Below are 16,387 nucleotides of genomic sequence, written 5' to 3'. Positions count from 1 at the left end.
CCGGCGTGGCCGAGGCCGCGGCCAGGGTTGCTGCGGTCATGGCTACTGCAGTCCTTCCGCGAGCGGACCCAGAGCGAGCACCGGGAAGTACGTGAGCGCGGTGATGATGACCGTCACGCCGACGAGCAGACCGACGAACTGCGTGCGGTGGGTCGGCAGGGTGCCGCGTGTCGCCGGAACGGTGTCCTGGGCGGAGAGCGCACCGGCGAGGGCGAGCACGAGGACGATCGGCAGGAAGCGGCCGAGGAGCATGGCAACGCCCAGCGCCGTGTTGAACCACGGAGTGTTGGCGGTCAATCCGGCGAAGGCGGAACCGTTGTTGTTGGCCGCAGAGGTGAAGGCGTAGAGCACTTCGGAGAGACCGTGCAGGCCGGGATTCCAGATCGAGGTGCTCTCGACATCCGCTCGCACGGCAGGAATCGCGAAGCTCAGCGCGGTGCCGGCGAGGACCAGGGTCGGGGTGACGAGAATATAGAGGCTCGCGATCTTGATCTCGCGCGGGCCGATTTTCTTGCCGAGGTACTCCGGTGTGCGGCCGACCAGCAGGCCGGCGATGAACACCGTGATCACCGCGAGAATCAGCATGCCATACAGCCCGGACCCCGTGCCGCCGGGGGCGACCTCGCCGAGCATCATGTTGAGCATCGGCATCATGCCGCCGAGCGACGTGAAGGAATCGTGCATGGAGTTCACGGCGCCGGTCGAGGTGAGGGTCGAGGTCGTTCCGAAGAGGGCGGACCCGATAATTCCGAAGCGTTGTTCCTTGCCCTCCATGGCGCCGCCCGCCGCGAGCGGGGCCGTGCCGGCGCCGCCGAGTTCGAAGAGCGTGAGCGCGGTGAGGGAGACCACGAAGATCGCGGCCATCGCTCCGAGAATGGCGTAGCCCTGTCGTTTGTCGCCGACGATCGTGCCGAAGGTGCGGGGCAGGCTGAACGGGATCGCGAGCATCAGAATGATCTGGAACATGCTCGTCCACGCGGTCGGGTTCTCGAACGGATGCGCCGAGTTGGCGTTGAAGAATCCGCCGCCGTTCGTGCCGAGCATCTTGATCGCCTCCTGCGACGCCACCGGCCCGCCCGGTATGGACTGGGTGGCGCCCGTGATGGTGGTGACGTCCGTGAACCCGGTGAGGTTCTGGATGACGCCGCCGGCTAGGAGGACGACCGCGGCGAGGACAGCACCCGGGAGCAGCAGTCGCAGCACCCCGCGGGTCAGGTCGACCCAGAAATTTCCGATCGTGCCGGTCCGACGCTGGGCGAAACCGCGGACCAGGGCGATTGCCACGGCGATGCCGACCGCGGCGGAGACGAAGTTCTGCACGGCGAGGCCGAGCATCTGCACCGAGTAGCCCATCGTCACGTCGGGGGAGTATGACTGCCAGTTCGTGTTGGTCACGAACGAGACGGCCGTGTTGAACGACAGGCCCGAGGGGATGGCCGGAAAGCCCAGGGAATAGGGCAATACCGCCTGGGCGCGCTGGATGGCGTAGACGAAGAGCACGCCGAGGAGGGAGAAGGCGAGCACACTGCGCAGGTAGGACTGCCAGGTCTGCTGCGACCGGGGGTTGACTCCGATGAGGCGATAGAAGCCGCGCTCGATTCGGAGGTCACGCGACGACTGGTAGAACGCCGCCATGTAGTCGCCCAGGGGGCGATAGATGAGGGCGAGAACGAGCGCGAGGGTGAGCGCTTGAAGAACGGCGAACCAGAGGTCCATCAGAACCTTTCCGGCTTCACGAGGGCGAGCACGAGGTAAGCGAGGGCCGCGACGGCGAGCAGGGCGCCGAGCAGGTCGAAGACGATCACAGTTTCTCGACTCCCTTGGCCACGAGGCCGATCAGGGCGAACACGGCGATGATGCCGAGAACGTAGACGATGTCAAGCACGAGGTCGGGCACAGGAGAACTCCATCCACACGGTGACCGCGCCGGTGCAGGCGCGGATTCCCCGGGGTCGGAACCGGGGTACTCCACAGGATTACGCCCGATTCGGGCCGGAAAACGGGGTCCTCACGGTATCCATACGGCGCACCGACGGACCCTAACGGTTTCTCTGCGCGCGGTGCGCTCCACCTTGGTGCCGACCGTCGCTGGTCGCAGCGAAGGCCGTCGGTGCGCGCTGGCAGAATGGAAAGCGTGTACATACTGGTCGGTCGACGGGGCAACGGGGAGTTCCTCGTCGAGGTCCTCAACGACTCGGGCGTGACGCTGGGTCCCGTCCGCCCGGTGTCGGCGCGCGACTTCCCCGGTCTGGTGCGCCACGAGGAACTCGGGTCGCCGCGCTGGGTCTGGGAGGACACCGCGAGCATCTACCCCGTCCTTCTCGAGGCCGGCGTGCGTGTCGAGCGTGCCCACGACCTGCGGCTCTGCCACGCGATCCTGCGCCACTCCGTCCTCACCGCCGCGAGCGAGCTCGCGAGGTCCGAGCCGAGCCGGTGGGACGCCGCCCTCGCCTTCGTGGCGGAGAGCCGCGATCCCGGCGCGACCCTTTTCGAGCTGCTCGGAGACGATATCGACGCCGACGTGGACGGGGACGCGGGGTTCGCGGACCTCGGTGCCGAGTTCCGGCGCCAGCTCGCGGCCGTCGCGGAGACCGAAGAGCCGGGGCGGCTCCGCCTCTTGCTCGCGGCGGAATCCGCCGGTGCGCTCATCGCCGCCGAGATGCGCTTCGCCGGGCTGCCCTGGCGCACCGACGTGCACGACGAGCTGCTGACCAGGGTGCTCGGGCCGAGGGTCGGCCCCGGGGTCCGCCCGGTGCTCCTCGAAAAGCTCGTCGGACGCATCCGCCTCGAACTCGACGACCCCCTCGTCAACCCGGACTCGCCGCCCGAACTCACCCGGGCCCTCCGGCGGGCCGGTCTCGCCGTGACCTCGACGCGGGCCTGGGAGCTCAAGGAACTCGACCATCCCGTGATCGAGCCACTGCTCGAGTACAAGAAGCTCGCCCGGTTGCTGAGCGCCAACGGCTGGTACTGGATGGACACCTGGATCGTCGACGGCCGCTTTCACCCGGAGTACCTGCCGGGTGGGGTCGTGACCGGCCGGTGGGCGACCCGCGGCGGGGGAGCTCTGCAACTGCCGAAGCAGGTGCGCGGCGCGGTTGTCGCAGACTCCGGCTGGAAGCTCGTGGTCGCGGATGCCGCCCAACTGGAACCGCGCATCCTCGCGGCGCTCTCGAGCGATACGGCCATGGCGGATGCCGGGCGCGGCACAGACCTCTACGCCGGCATCGTCGCCAGCGGCGTCGTCGAAACCCGGGCCCATGCCAAGGTCGCCATGCTCGGCGCGATGTACGGCGCGACGACAGGGGAGAGCGGCCGGCTGCTGCCGCGGCTCGCGCGAGCGTATCCGCGGGCACTCGCCCTGACCGAGACCGCCGCGCGCGCGGGGGAGCGCGGTGACCAGGTCACGACCAGGCTGGGCCGATCCTCGCCGCCTCCCGGAGAGGCGTGGTACGCCGCCCAGTCCCTGGCTTCCTCGGAGGGAGCCGGCGACGCCGATGAGCGCAGGGCGCGCACCCAGGCCAGGGACTGGGGTCGGTTCACGCGCAATTTCGTGGTGCAGGGCAGCGCAGCAGAGTGGGCGTTGTGCTGGATGGCGGAGATCCGGAGGGAACTCCGGAAGCTTACGGCCGAGGTCGAGGCGGGGGCCGGGGCCGGGGCCGATGCTGGTGTTGGTGCTGGGCCTGTGGCCGGTTCCGCAATTGCGTCGGGCTCTCCTAGCGGGGACGGCGGTTCCGTGTTCGCCGACGTGCCGCACCTGGTCTTCTTCCTCCATGACGAAGTGATCGTGCACACGCCCGAGTACCTCGCGACCCGGGTTGCGACCATCATCGAAGAGGCCGCGGCCACGGCGGGGAGGCACTTGTTCGGCAGCTTCCCTGTCGACTTCCTGTTGACCGTTGCCACCGTCGACAACTACGGTGACGCGAAATAGCAGCCCGCTGCGGCAATAAACCCCGGCCGATGACGGTTGTACCGAAGACACCGACACGACGGGACGGCGCAGGCATGACAGAGCACGCAGAGCAGGCCAAGCGGGCAGAGCAGGACGGCGGAGCCGACCGCAGTGCTGCCCACGGCGACATCGACACCGCACGCGCACAGCTCGCCGAGTTCCGGGACGGTCGTGCCCGAGCTGTCGTCGGGCCGCGCGGCAATCTCGCTCTGGTGAACACCCAGTGGATCACCGGGGACCCCGCGGTCGGGCAGCCGGTCTGGGGTGTCCCCGGAGTGTGGGCGCCGCTCCCGGCCGGCGTATCCGGTCTCTCCCTCACCGCCACGGCGAGCGAGGGAATCATCGTCGACGGTGACGTGGTCGATGGTTCGGTCCTGGTCGCCGGACTCGATGCGATGCAGCCGTCGAGCATCCGCTTCAGCGAGACGTTGACGGGAACGGTGATCGCCGGGGAAGACGGCGGTTATGCCCTCCGGGTCTGGGACGCCGCTTCCGAAGGAATCCGCGACTTCGGCCGCATCGATGCGTTTCCCTTTGATCCGGACTGGGTGGTCGAGGCGACGTTCACGCCGATCCCGGGACGGGGAGAGGTCAGCATCGCGCACCTGCAGGACGAGGGGCGCACCCGCCAGCGTGCCCTGCCCGGCGAAATCACCTTCACCAGGGACGGTGTCGACTACAGCCTCGCGGCCTTCGAGGACGGGCCGAGCCTGCTGCTCGTCTTCGCCGATGCGACCAACGGGGTCAGCACCTACAGTGTCGGCCGGTTCCTGCGCGTTTCACCGGAGGGCGACGGCACGATTCGCCTCGACTTCAACCGGGCCTACCTGCCGCCGTGCGCCTTCAGTTATAGCTTCAACTGCCCCATCGCACCGGCCCAGAATCGTCTCGCCATCCCGATCGAGGCCGGCGAGCGGATGGTCCTGGCCGCAGACGGTACACCGCTGCACGACTGACGCGGTCGACTCGACTTTCGGCGAGGTCGTCCACGGGTCGCATTTTCCAACGGGCGGCGTCAGGCACGGGCTGCGTCGACTACTGGCCGCGTCGTCCACGGGCTGCGTGGGTTACAGGCCGCGTCTCCCAACGGGCTACCTGTTCAGGGTCGACCGCGTCGACGTTCGATGAGGAGTTCCCGTCCTTGCGCTGTTCAGAACGGTGACGTGTTATCGGGGTTGTCGGGTGTGGGGTCGAGGTTCCAGACATCGACGACCGGGACCGCTGGTCTGGATTCCGGGTTGGCCTTCCGAGGTGGTCGAATGTCGGTGGAGGGGTCCACCGACTGGCTGTCGGGGCGCCCGCGTCGAGGTCCGACGAACAGTGCCTGTCCTCTCCGGTCAGAACGGTGTCGGGTTGTCGGGGTCGTTGGTTTCGGGGTTGACGTTCCAGACGTCGACGATCGGGGCCGGCGGTATTGGTGCGGGTTGGGGATTCCGGGGTGGTCGCATGTCGGCGGACGGGTCCACCGCTCGACTGTCGGGGCGCCCGCGTCGAGGGCCGACGAACTGTGGTTGTCTTCTCCGGTCAGAACGGTGTCGGGTTGTCGGGGTCGTCGGGTTTGGGGTCGAGGTTCCAGACGTCCACGACGGGGGCCGGCGGTCTGGGTGCGGGTTTGGGTGTCCGGGGTGGTCGCATGTCGGCGGAGGGTTCGACGATGTAGCGATACCCGGCCGGGGAGGTCCACTCGATGCGACCGTCACCCAGGTGCCGGGGTGTCCATCTCGTGTAGCTCTTCACCGCGTGGTGATACGGGCACAGGTGGGCGAGGTTCATCGCGTCGGTCTGCCCGCCGTGTTGCCATTCGACGCTGTGGTCCACGTCGGAGCGTTTGGCGGAGCGGCGGCAGCCGGGGAAGGTGCAGGTTTCATCCCGGACCTCGAGCCACTTCTTGAGCGCGGCGGGGACTTTGTATGTGTCGCGGCCCATGGAGAGCACGACCCCGGTCTCGGGGTGGGTGAGTAGCCGGGTGAAACTTGGCGCCCCCGCCGCCAGCCGCCTCGCGGTATCCGGGTCGATCGGCCCGTACCCGGCCAGATAGCCCGGTTCCTCACTCTTCCCGAGGAGAGTCAGCACGGGGACGGTCACATTCACCTGCGCGGCCACCCCGGCACCGGTCCCGTCCGGGGTGACCCCGCCGATCAACACGTCGGTGAGTACGTCTGCGGCGAGCTGGGTCAGCGTGCGTTCCTCGTCCGGGCGTTGCAGGGTGAGGGCGGTGTCGAGGGTGCGGTGGTAGGCGGCCTGGATCTTCTCGGCGTCGCCGGTCACATACAGGGACGCCATGCTGTCGTTGAGGGCCTGGAAGACCAGGTGTCGGTCCTCGACGCTTTTCTGGTGTCGGGCGGTGATGGTTTTCGGGTGGGTGCGTTCCCGGACCCTGCGGGCCCGGTCGGCGAGCTTCGCCACGGTCAGGAACTCCGCGTCGGGCACGAGGACGTCTTCGAACACGGCCCGGGCCCGGGCGGCCGCAACGGGGTCATCCCCCATACGGATGCCCCAGGCCTGGTCCATGATCACTTGCGCGTGCCGGTAACTGATCGCCCCGGTTGCAAGGGCTTCCCGGGTCGCGGGGAGTTCTTCGGCGAGGGTGCGGCTGGCTTCGATCAGGGTCTCCGTCGTGCGCCGCGGGAGCCGGAGCAGGGCGCCGACCTCGCAGGTGAACTCTTCCTTCGTGGCCTCCTCCGGCGACCACGGCGGGCGTCGCCCGCCGGGCCTGCACGGCGGCCTCCGCGCGGGCCCGGCCGACGTCGGCCAGTACCCGCTGCGCGGTATAGATCGCATCAGCCCGGCGAGCAGGGGCCCGGTTCATCTCCCGGTCCGCCTCCATGATCGCGTCATACACCTCGGCCAGGGACGGCTCCACCAGGCCGAGGTGGCAGGCGTTCAGGTAGCTATCGGGAGGGACGTCAGGAATGACGTCAAGAGGGATGGCGGGAGGGTTATCGGGAGGGGTCCTGGGAGGGGGTTCCGCAGTGCTGTCCGCACTGCTGTCCACATTGCTGTCCACACTGCTGTCCATTGGGCTGTCCAGATGAGATTCTGAGGGTTCTTCAGCTGTCATGCCGGTCACTCTACGGAGCACCACCGACATTCCACCGGCATCCGCATGCCCACAAATCACCTGTGGAAAACCCGATCAAAGAGCGTTTCTGTGGACAACTTTTTCGGGAATCGTCACGCCGGTCGAGCTACGCCGCTACGGCCGGCCGCCGGCCGCGCCGTGGCTTCTGAAGATTGAGGCCGTGCCCGAATTGCCCAGGCCCGGCGGCGACCAGAGCGCGCTCAGTGCTGTCGAGCCAGTCCAGTGCCGCGGTCGCGAGGGCCCGCCGAGCAGCAGCGCCGAGCAGGTCCTGTCCGGCGCCAGGCCCGGGCCCGCGCCCGCCGCCGTTCGCGCCGGCGAGCGCGGGGTCGTGTCCTGAGGAGGGACCCGCGCCCGCGAAGTCCGCTTGCCAGCGCTGTCGATAGCGGGCAATGATGCCGAGAACATCCGCGTCGGGGTGTGAAGACGCGAGCAGCACCCGATCGACGAGATCGTTCCATTCCTCGCCGACGACACTGTCGGTCGCCGTGAGCCAGACGGATGCTTCGCTCAGTCCGGTCGCTGTCGCCCGGTACAGGGGGAGTCCGTCGTCAGTGGTTCCGGCCGATTCCACCGCACCCTGTTTCACGAGCCGCTCGAGGGTGCCATACACCTGCCCGGCGTTCACGACGCGGCGTCCGGCCGTGCGGGAGCTGAGCTCGGCGTGGAGCTGGAATCCGTACGCCGGACCGATCGACAGGATCACGAGCAGACAACTGCGTACCGACACCGGGCCTCCGAAGCGAAAGATAACTATACCGAGTATAGCGAACGTCTTCCTCGGAAGGCCCAGGGGAACGGGGACGAATCGCGTGATCAAATATCCCGATCTTCCTTGAATACCCACAGGCGGCTGAGGCATAATCCAAGGGACGGCAGCAATTCCGTCGCATCGACAAGTTCACACTCGCTTGCATTGTATTGAGTCCGCAGTTCTGAGGTCGTTGGGGAAGACGCACCTCACAGAACGGAGACAATCGATGACAGCAATACCTGCGCGCCAGCCACCAACTGCGCGAGGGGTGCTCCTGGTGCATTCGTCGCCACGGGCGCTCAGCCCGCATGTGGAGTGGGCGGTCGGTCGCGCCCTCGGCGAGGCCGTGAACTTCGACTGGTCCGATCAGCCGGTGCTGACCGGCTCCCAGCGCGCCGAGTACTACTGGGAGGGTGCCCCGGGAACCGGAGCGCGCCTCGCATCCGCCCTGCTCGGTTGGGAGCACCTGCGTTTCGAAGTGACCGAGGACGCCGGGTTCGGCGTCGACGGGGGGCGCTGGCTGCACACGCCGGAGCTCGGCATCTTCTTCGCCCAGACCGACACCGTCGGGAACATCGTGATCCCGGAGGACAGGATTCGCTACGCCATGGAAGCCGCGGGCGCGAACGCCCTCGAACTCCACCGGGAACTGCGACTGGCCCTCGGCCAGGCCTGGGACGACGAACTCGAGCCATTCCGCCACGCCAGCGACTTCAATTCCGTGGTCTGGTTGCACAAGGTCGGCTGACCGGTCCGGATGGACACCGATCCGGATTGACACGAGGCCGGGCTGACACGGGTCAGGGTTGATACGAGACCGGGGCGGAAACGAGAACAGGCCCGACCCCGAGGGGCCGAGCCTGATTCCGGGACGAACGTCCGGTCGGATCGAGAGTGTCGACTAGACCGAGCGGAACGCGACGACGGCGTTGTGGCCGCCGAACCCGAACGAGTTGCTGATCGCGAGCAGGTTGCCGCCGGGCAGGGTGCGCGGCGAGGTCACGACGTCGAGCGGGATGGCCGGGTCCTGTTCGACGAGGTTGATCGTCGGCGGGGCGGTCCGCGTCGAGAGCGCCATCACTGTGAAGAACGCCTCGATCGCTCCGGCGCCACCGAGCAGATGCCCAGTGGATGCCTTCGTCGCCGAAACGGGGATGCCCTCGAGCAGGTCGCCGAACACCCGACGGAGCGCATTGAACTCCGCGATGTCGCCCACCGGAGTGCTTGTCGCGTGCGCGTTGATGTGAGCGACGTCGCTGAGGTCGGCTCCGGCGTTCCGGATGGCGGTGATCATGGCCCGGGCGGCCGCTGAGCCCTCCGGGTCGGGAGCCGTGATGTGGTACGCGTCACTGGTGATGGCGCCGCCGAGCAGCTCGGCGTAGATGTGCGCACCGCGGGCCTTGGCATGCTCTTCGGTTTCGACGACGAGGGCTGCTGCGCCCTCGCCGAGCACGAAGCCGTCGCGCGACACGTCGTACGGGCGTGAGGCATGGGCCGGGTCGTCGTTGCGCTTGGACAGCGCCTGCATGGCCGCGAAGGATGCGATCGGCAGCGGGTGGATCGCGGCTTCCGAGCCACCGGCGATCACGACGTCCGCGCGGCCGGCCTGAAGCCGGTCGTAGGCGTTGACGAGGGATTCCGTGCTCGAGGCGCAGGCGGACACGACGGTCGTGATGCCGGCGCGGGCGTGGAGGTCCATGCCGATCGCAGCGGCGGGGCCGTTCGGCATGAGCATCGGGACGGTCATCGGCAACACGCGGCGGGGACCGCGTTCGCGCAGCGTGTCCCAGGCGTCGAGGAGCGTCCACACGCCGCCGATGCCGGTGGCCCAGTCGACGGCGAGCCGGTCGGGTTCGACTCCGGGGGACCCGGCATCCGCCCAGGCCTCACGGCCGGCGATCAGCGCGAACTGGCTTGAGGGGTCGAGGCGCTTGATCTCGTGCCGGGCGAGGACCTCGCTTGCGGGAACCTTCGCCTGTGCGGCGAAGGTGATCGGCAGCGACGTGCGGGCGACCCACTCCTGCTCGAGGGTGGTGGCGCCGGACTCGCCGTTCAACAGCGCAGCCCAGGTCTCAGCGGCGGTGCCTCCGAGAGGGGAGGTCGCACCGATTCCGGTGATAACGATCTTCTTGGTCATATGCAACTCTCCGTGGTACATCAAAACGGCGGGCGAAGCCCACAGACCAGGCCGGTCGGCAATGCCGGCCGGCCCGTTCTCGGTGGTTTTAGTCCTGGGCCTTGACGATGAAGTCGACGGCGTCGCCGACGGTCTTAAGGTTCTTGACCTCTTCGTCGGGGATCTTCACGTCGAACTTCTCTTCTGCGTTGACGACAATGGTCATCATCGAGATGGAATCGATGTCGAGGTCGTCCGTGAACGACTTACCCATCTCAACCGTGTCAGCAGCAATGCCGGTCTCATCATTGATGAGCTCAGCGAGGCCGGACAGTACTTCTTCGGTGGACAATGCCATTTTTTTCTCCTTGGGGTGTCTCGTATGACCGAGATTCAGTTTAGAGGCGGTACGGGAAAACTACGGGAGCACGACGACCTGCGCGCCGAACACCAGTCCGGCGCCGAAGCCGATCTGCAGGGCGAGGCCGCCACTGAGCTCAGGGTGTTCGGCAAGCAGGGTGTGCGTGGCGAGCGGGATGGATGCCGACGAGGTGTTTCCCGTCGTCGCGATATCGCGCGCGATGACGACGGATTCGGGCAGCTTCAGAAGCTTCGCGAACTCGTCGATGATGCGCATGTTGGCCTGGTGCGGGATGAAGGCAGCGAGGTCCTCACTCGTCACGCCGGCGGCCTCGAGGGCCTGCTTGGCGACCTTGGCCATGTCCCAGACCGCCCAACGGAAGACCGTCTGGCCCTCCTGGCGGAGGGTGGGCCACTCGGATTCGCCGCGGTGATATTCCTGCAGGGTGTGGTTCATCTGGATCGCACCGGCCTTGGAGCCGTCGGACCCCCAGACGGTGCTCGAGATTCCGGGGTAGTCGCTCGGGCCGATCACGACGGCTCCTGCGCCGTCACCGAGCAGGAAGGAGATACTGCGGTCGGTCGGGTCCACGAGGTCAGAGAGCTTCTCGGCACCGACGACGAGCGCGTAGTGCGCGACGCCGGTGCGGATGAGGGAGTCTGCCTGGGCGACCGCGTACGCGTAACCCGCGCAGGCGGCGTTGATGTCGTAGGCGGCTGCCGGGTTGGCGCCGACCTTGTCCGCGAGGACGGCGGCCATGGACGGGGTCTGGCGGCCGTTGCTGATGGTGGCGACGATGACGGCGTCGATCAGCTTCGGGTCGATGCCGGACTTCTCGATGGCCTCGGTGGCCGCGACGACGGCGAGGTCGATGGCGTTCACGTCCCGGCTCGCGCGGGTGCGGCTGATGATGCCGGTGCGCTGCTGGATCCACTCGTCGGAGGAATCGATCGGACCGACCAGGTCCTCGTTGGGAACGGTCAGGTCACCGCGGGCGGCTCCGACCGACAGGATGCGCGTGAACGCGGGGCCGTGGGACTGCTTGAGTGTGGGCTTGGTCATGGTCTCTTTCCGTCGGGCTTACTGCTGGTCGATCAGTGCAAACGCGGCGGGCAGATCGTCCGGGGTCTTGATCGCGACGCTGGGTACGCCTTTGAGTGCACGCTTCGCAAGGCCGACGAGGGCGCCGGCTGGCGCGACCTCGATGATTCCGGTCACGCCGGCGGCCTCGAAAGACTGCATGCACATGTCCCACCGTACCGGCGAGGAGACCTGGTCGACGAGATATCCGACGAACCGCGCGCCGTCGGCGACCTGGCTGCCGTCCCGGTTCGTCCAGATCGGCAGGGTCGGATCCGACGGGGCGAGGCGCGCGGCGACCGTGGAAAGCGACGCAACGGCGGGCTGCATGTACCGGGTGTGGAAGGCGCCGGCGACCTGCAGGGGAATGACGCGGGACCGGGCGGGGGGAGCGGCGGCGAGCCGGGCGAGCGCGTCGATCGCTCCGGCGACGACGACCTGGCCGCCACCGTTGAAGTTGGCCGGTTCGAGGCCGAGTTCGGCCAGGAGCGTGAGCAGTTCGGCTTCGTCGCCGCCGAGCACGGCACTCATCCCGGACGGTTCGAGGGCTGCGGCCTCGGCCATCGCCGCGCCGCGTTCGCGGACGAACCCGAGGGCGTCGGCATCGCTCAGGATGCCTGCCCCGGCCGCCGCGGTGATCTCGCCGACGGAGTGGCCCGCGATTCCCGCGACGCGGTCACGGCGGCCGTCGGCGAAGAGGGCGCGGAGGGTGAGGATGCCGGCAGCGACGATCAGCGGCTGAGCGACGGCCGTGTCGCGAATGGTGTCTGCGTCGCTGACCGTCCCGTATCTCACGAGGTCGAGGCCACTCGCGGCGGACATCGCGTCGAGTCCGGCCGCAAACGCGGGGTCTTCAAGCCAGGGGACGAGGAAACCGGGGGTTTGGGAGCCCTGACCGGGACAGACGACAACAATCATTCCCCTAGTCTCCCAAGCTCATTTCCGCGCGCGGTGTCGATGATCTACCAAGTATCCGGAAAACGTTTGTGTCTTAACGCAGAAACAGGGGAAACGAGGGGCGTCAGCGTCGCCGGGTGGAGCCGTCGTGGTCGCTGATCGAGCCGAGGATGAGTGCGGATTGCAGGATCAGCGCCTCACGCGCGCCCGTCGCGTCGTAGCCGATGACCTCTGAGACGCGCTTCAGGCGATAGCGCACGGTGTTCGGGTGCACGAAGAGCTCCCGTGCCGTCGCCTCGAGAGAGCGGCCGTTGTCGAGGTAGCACCACAGCGTCGTGAGCAGTTCGGTCGAGTGAGCCTGGAGCGGCCGGTAGATGCGGTGGATCAGGGTGGCGCGGGCGAGGGGGTCGCCCGCGAGGGCGCGTTCGGGGAGCAGGTCGTCCGCCTGGACCGGACGCGGGGCGTTGCGCCACGACCGGGCGACCGCGAAGCCGGCCAGGGCCGCCTTCGCGCTCTTGGAGGCATCGACGAGGTTGGGAACTTCGTGTCCGAGCACGAGGTGCCCGGCGCCGAAGCTCGGCTCCAGTTGCACCGCGATCTCCATGAACGTCAGGGCGGATGCCGTCCCGACGGTGTCCTCGGCGTCCGCCGAGGCGGGGTGCGCGCGACCGATCACGAGGACGAGCCGGTTTCCCTGCACACCGATCAGCACGTCGGCGGCCATGTGCCGCGCGGAGCGGCGCAACTGGTCGACGTCGAGCATCTTCGGGGTGGTGCCGACGAGCACGCAGACCTCGCCGTGGCCGTGCCAGCCGAGTGCCGCGATCCGGCTCGGCAGTTCGTCGTCGTATTCGCCGCTGAGAATCGAATCCACGACGAGGGCCTCGAGGCGAACGTCCCAGAGGCCGCGGGCCTCGGCGGCGCGCGCGTAGACATCCGCCGCCCCGAAGGCGATCTCGCGGGAGTAGAGCAGGATCGCCTCGCGGAGGATCTCGCCGCCGTCCTTGACGCGTTCCTCGACGACCTCGACCGACACCCGGATGAGCTGGAGGGTTTGCTGCAGGCTCACCGAGCGCAACAGCTCCCTCGGGGCGGCACCGAAGACGTCGGCCGCGATCCACGGAGTGGATTTCGGGTCGTCGAACCACGCGATGAAGGACGTGATTCCCGCCTGGGCGACCAGCCCGACCGAGGATCGCCGCCCTGGCGGCATGTCGCCATACCAGGGCAGCGTGTCCTCGAGTCGTTTCAGGGTCGCTGTGGACAGCTCCCCAGAGATGGTGCGCAACCAGGCGAGCGTCTGTTCCTTCGTCTTCGGTGCCGGGGCCACAGTCGGGTTAGCTCTCGCCCCCGGCGGAGCCCGTTGTGCCCGCGGTCACGTCGTGCAGCTGGTACTTCTCGATGGCCTGGCCGACGACCGCCCTGTCGATCTCGCCACGGCGGGCGAGCATCTCGAGGGTGCGGACGACCATGGACGGTCCGTCGATCTTGAAGAACCGACGAGCGGCAGGACGGGTGTCCGAGAAGCCGAAGCCGTCCGCTCCGAGGGTGGCGAAATCGCCGGGAATGAACTGGCGGATCTGGTCGGGCACGGCGTGCATGAAGTCGCTGACCGCGATGAACGGGCCGGCGGCTCCTGCGAGCTTCTTCGTGACGTACGGCACGAGGGGGCCCTGGTCGGGGTTGAGGAAGTTGTGCTCCTCAGCCCGCATGCCGTCCCTGCGCAGTTCGGCCCAGGACGTGACGGACCAGACATCGGCCGAGACTCCCCAGTCGGACGCGAGCAGGGCCTGCGCCTCGAGCGCCCACGGCACCGCGACGCCGGACGCCAGGAGCTGCGCCTTCGGTCCGGTGACCTGCGAGTGGTTGATCCGGTGGATGCCGTGCACGATGCCGTCGACGTCGACCTCTTCGGGCTCGGCCGGCTGCACGGCCGGCTCGTTGTACACGGTGATGTAGTACATGACGTTCGGGTCGTCGTGAAGTCCGCCGTACATCCGCTCGAGACCGGAACGCACGATGTGCGCGATCTCGTACCCGTACGCCGGGTCGTAGGACACGACGGCGGGGTTGGTGGATGCGAGGAGGGGCGAGTGGCCGTCGGCGTGCTGCAGTCCCTCACCGGTCAGGGTCGTGCGACCGGCGGTCGCTCCGATCATGAAGCCGCGGGCCATCTGGTCCCCGGCGGCCCACATGGCGTCTCCGGTGCGCTGGAATCCGAACATCGAGTAGAACACGTAGATCGGGATGAGCGGCTCACCCTGCGTGGCGTAGGACGTTCCGACGTTCGTGAACGCGGCCATCGCGCCGGCCTCGTTGATGCCGACGTGCAGGATCTGGCCCTGCGGGCTCTCCTTGTACGCGAGCAGCTGGGCGTGGTCGACGGACGTGTACTGCTGGCCGTTCGGGTTGTAGATCTTCGCGTTCGGGAAGAACGCGTCGATTCCGAAGGTGCGGGCCTCGTCCGGGATGATCGGGACGATGCGGTTTCCGAAGTCCTTGGCGCGCAGCAACTCCTTGAGCAGGCGGACGAACGCCATCGTCGTGGCGATCTCCTGCGTTCCGGAGCCCTTCAGGGTCGGCGCGTATGTCGAGTCCTGCGGCAGGTTCACCTGGGTGTACTTGCTCCGGCGTTCCGGAACGTAGCCGCCGAGGGCGCGGCGACGTTCGTGCAGGTACTGGATCGCCTCGTCGTTCTCGTCCGGACGGTAGTACGGCGGGAGGTAGGGGTTCTCCTCGAGCTGGGCATCCGTGATCGGCATGTGGGTGCTGTCACGGAAGGTCTTCAGGTTCTCGAGGGTGAACTTCTTCATCTGGTGGGTCGCGTTGCGGCCCTCGAAGCTCGGGCCGAGGGCGTAACCCTTGACGGTCTTCGCGAGGATGACGGTCGGCTGGCCCTTGTGCTCCGATGCGGCCTTGAACGCGGCGTACACCTTGCGGTAGTCGTGGCCGCCACGCTTGAGGTTCCAGATCTCGTCGTCGGTGTAGCCTTCGACGAGCTTCAGGGCGCGCGGGTCGCGGCCGAAGAAGTGCTCGCGCACGTATGCGCCGCTCTCGGCCTTGTAGGTCTGGTAGTCGCCGTCGGGGGTGACGTTCATCAGGTTGAGCAGGGCGCCGTCGACGTCGCGGGAGAGCAGGTCGTCCCACTCGCGGCCCCAGACGACCTTGATGACGTTCCAGCCTGCGCCGCGGAAGAAGCTCTCGAGCTCCTGGATGATCTTTCCGTTTCCGCGGACCGGTCCGTCGAGGCGCTGCAGGTTGCAGTTGATGATGAAGTTGAGGTTGTCGAGGCCCTCGTTCGCGGCGACCTGGAGCTGGCCGCGGCTTTCGACCTCGTCCATCTCGCCGTCGCCGAGGAACGCCCAGACCTGCTGGTCGCTGGCGTCCTTGATCCCCCGGTTGGTGAGGTACCGGTTGGTCTGCGCCTGGTAGATGGCGTTGATCGGGCCGAGGCCCATCGACACCGTCGGGAACTGCCAGAACTCCGGCATCAGGCGCGGGTGCGGGTAGGAGGACAGCCCCTGCGGCGCGTGCGACTTCTCCTGGCGGAAGCCGTCGAGCTGGTTCGCGCTCAGCCGGCCCTCGAGGAAGGCACGCGCGTAGGTGCCGGGGGAGGCGTGGCCCTGGATGAAGATCTGGTCGCCGCCGCCCGGGTGGTCCTGGCCGCGGAAGAAGTGGTTGAAGCCGACCTCGTACAGGGCAGCGGATGACGCGTAGGTCGAGATGTGTCCGCCGACGGAGATCCCGGGGCGCTGAGCTCGGTGCACGAGCACGGCTGCGTTCCAACGGATCCAGGCGCGGTAGCGGCGCTCGATGTCTTCATCGCCGGGGAAGTCCGGCTCGTTTCCGGCCGCGATCGTGTTGATGTAGTCCGTGGTGGGCACCATGGGGACGCCCAGGTGCAGTTCCTTGGATCGTTTGAGCAGGCTCAGCATGATCTCGCGGCCGCGCTCGTGTCCCTGGGCGGCCACGAGGGCGTCCAGAGATTCGGACCACTCTTTCGTCTCTTCCGGATCCGCATCCGTGCTGTTCACCGAGTATGGGTCCTGGTCGTTGACAGTCACAGTCGACCTCTCTCTATCGGGCACGGTCGTGTGATACGCGACTGTGCCTGGTTAGGCGTGCCGCAAAGCGGTCCCTGTGGA

14 protein-coding genes are annotated in these 16,387 nt (G+C 67.7%); 3 read left to right on the top strand and 11 right to left on the bottom strand.

Annotated features, from left to right (window positions below):
* Positions 1 to 42: 42 nt before the first annotated feature.
* Complete coding sequence (gene kdpA, locus MQH31_RS08270) at positions 43 to 1,716, bottom strand: potassium-transporting ATPase subunit KdpA (protein ID WP_134531765.1); 1,674 nt, start codon at positions 1,714 to 1,716, stop codon at positions 43 to 45.
* The gene (locus tag MQH31_RS08265) at positions 1,716 to 1,805 is read right to left on the bottom strand and encodes a potassium-transporting ATPase subunit F (protein WP_134446468.1); all 90 of its coding nucleotides are present in this window, start codon (positions 1,803 to 1,805) and stop codon (positions 1,716 to 1,718) included. Before MQH31_RS08265 ends, kdpA begins: the two co-directional genes overlap by 1 nt.
* 320 nt (positions 1,806 to 2,125) lie before the next feature.
* On the opposite strand from MQH31_RS08265, the gene MQH31_RS08260 reads away from it, so the two are divergent.
* Entirely contained in the window at positions 2,126 to 3,934 is a 1,809-nt protein-coding gene (locus MQH31_RS08260; protein ID WP_279238352.1) for a bifunctional 3'-5' exonuclease/DNA polymerase, read from the top strand.
* A 74-nt stretch (positions 3,935 to 4,008) separates the two neighbouring features.
* On the top strand, positions 4,009 to 4,911 hold the full coding sequence (locus tag MQH31_RS08255) for a DUF1684 domain-containing protein (protein ID WP_243011579.1): 903 nt from the start codon (positions 4,009 to 4,011) through the stop codon (positions 4,909 to 4,911).
* Positions 4,912 to 5,292: 381 nt separating this feature from the next.
* Here the strand turns inward: MQH31_RS08255 and MQH31_RS20635 are convergent, their stop codons facing one another.
* From MQH31_RS20635 to MQH31_RS08245, 3 genes are all read right to left on the bottom strand, one after another.
* Positions 5,293 to 5,421, bottom strand: a complete 129-nt coding sequence (locus MQH31_RS20635) for a hypothetical protein (protein WP_279238351.1) — start codon at positions 5,419 to 5,421, stop codon at positions 5,293 to 5,295.
* Between the two features lie 58 nt (positions 5,422 to 5,479).
* Positions 5,480 to 6,736 carry an HNH endonuclease signature motif containing protein gene (locus MQH31_RS08250; RefSeq protein ID WP_243011578.1) on the bottom strand — a complete coding sequence of 419 codons (1,257 nt, stop codon included), beginning with the start codon at positions 6,734 to 6,736 and terminating at the stop codon, positions 5,480 to 5,482.
* Positions 6,737 to 7,143: 407 nt separating this feature from the next.
* Positions 7,144 to 7,764 carry a PadR family transcriptional regulator gene (locus MQH31_RS08245; RefSeq protein ID WP_243011577.1) on the bottom strand — a complete coding sequence of 207 codons (621 nt, stop codon included), beginning with the start codon at positions 7,762 to 7,764 and terminating at the stop codon, positions 7,144 to 7,146.
* Positions 7,765 to 8,014: 250 nt separating this feature from the next.
* Here MQH31_RS08245 and MQH31_RS08240 point away from each other — a divergent pair, with 250 nt between their 5' ends.
* The gene (locus MQH31_RS08240; protein ID WP_243011576.1) at positions 8,015 to 8,536 is read left to right on the top strand and encodes a DUF3145 domain-containing protein; all 522 of its coding nucleotides are present in this window, start codon (positions 8,015 to 8,017) and stop codon (positions 8,534 to 8,536) included.
* A 153-nt stretch (positions 8,537 to 8,689) separates the two neighbouring features.
* Here MQH31_RS08240 and MQH31_RS08235 read toward each other — a convergent pair whose 3' ends face one another.
* From MQH31_RS08235 to aceE, 6 genes are all read right to left on the bottom strand, one after another.
* Entirely contained in the window at positions 8,690 to 9,925 is a 1,236-nt protein-coding gene (locus MQH31_RS08235; RefSeq protein ID WP_243011575.1) for a beta-ketoacyl-[acyl-carrier-protein] synthase family protein, read from the bottom strand.
* An 88-nt stretch (positions 9,926 to 10,013) separates the two neighbouring features.
* On the bottom strand, positions 10,014 to 10,262 hold the full coding sequence (locus tag MQH31_RS08230) for an acyl carrier protein (RefSeq protein WP_134446473.1): 249 nt from the start codon (positions 10,260 to 10,262) through the stop codon (positions 10,014 to 10,016).
* 60 nt (positions 10,263 to 10,322) lie between these two features.
* On the bottom strand, positions 10,323 to 11,327 hold the full coding sequence (locus tag MQH31_RS08225; RefSeq protein WP_134531772.1) for a beta-ketoacyl-ACP synthase III: 1,005 nt from the start codon (positions 11,325 to 11,327) through the stop codon (positions 10,323 to 10,325).
* Positions 11,328 to 11,345: 18 nt separating this feature from the next.
* Entirely contained in the window at positions 11,346 to 12,263 is a 918-nt protein-coding gene (locus MQH31_RS08220; RefSeq protein ID WP_243011574.1) for an ACP S-malonyltransferase, read from the bottom strand.
* 103 nt (positions 12,264 to 12,366) lie between these two features.
* Positions 12,367 to 13,572: a PucR family transcriptional regulator gene (locus tag MQH31_RS08215; protein ID WP_134531774.1), complete on the bottom strand. Its 1,206-nt coding sequence runs from the start codon at positions 13,570 to 13,572 to the stop codon at positions 12,367 to 12,369.
* Positions 13,573 to 13,579: 7 nt separating this feature from the next.
* On the bottom strand, positions 13,580 to 16,306 hold the full coding sequence (aceE, locus tag MQH31_RS08210) for a pyruvate dehydrogenase (acetyl-transferring), homodimeric type (RefSeq protein WP_134531775.1): 2,727 nt from the start codon (positions 16,304 to 16,306) through the stop codon (positions 13,580 to 13,582).
* Positions 16,307 to 16,387 lie beyond the last annotated feature (81 nt).

It is taken from the genome of Cryobacterium zhongshanensis, from assembly GCF_022760445.1.
Lineage (GTDB): Bacteria > Actinomycetota > Actinomycetes > Actinomycetales > Microbacteriaceae > Cryobacterium > Cryobacterium algoricola.
This window is presented reverse-complemented; position numbering and strand designations above follow the sequence as displayed.

Coding starts and splice junctions, on each gene's coding strand:
- kdpA (WP_134531765.1), bottom strand. CDS start 1,716: ATGGACCTCTGGTTCGCCGTTCTTCAAGCGCTCACCCTCGCGCTCGTT.
- MQH31_RS08255 (WP_243011579.1), top strand. CDS start 4,009: ATGACAGAGCACGCAGAGCAGGCCAAGCGGGCAGAGCAGGACGGCGGA.
- MQH31_RS08240 (WP_243011576.1), top strand. CDS start 8,015: ATGACAGCAATACCTGCGCGCCAGCCACCAACTGCGCGAGGGGTGCTC.
- MQH31_RS08235 (WP_243011575.1), bottom strand. CDS start 9,925: ATGACCAAGAAGATCGTTATCACCGGAATCGGTGCGACCTCCCCTCTC.
- MQH31_RS08250 (WP_243011578.1), bottom strand. CDS start 6,736: ATGCGATCTATACCGCGCAGCGGGTACTGGCCGACGTCGGCCGGGCCC.
- MQH31_RS08220 (WP_243011574.1), bottom strand. CDS start 12,263: ATGATTGTTGTCGTCTGTCCCGGTCAGGGCTCCCAAACCCCCGGTTTC.
- MQH31_RS08225 (WP_134531772.1), bottom strand. CDS start 11,327: ATGACCAAGCCCACACTCAAGCAGTCCCACGGCCCCGCGTTCACGCGC.
- MQH31_RS08230 (WP_134446473.1), bottom strand. CDS start 10,262: ATGGCATTGTCCACCGAAGAAGTACTGTCCGGCCTCGCTGAGCTCATC.
- MQH31_RS08260 (WP_279238352.1), top strand. CDS start 2,126: ATGGAAAGCGTGTACATACTGGTCGGTCGACGGGGCAACGGGGAGTTC.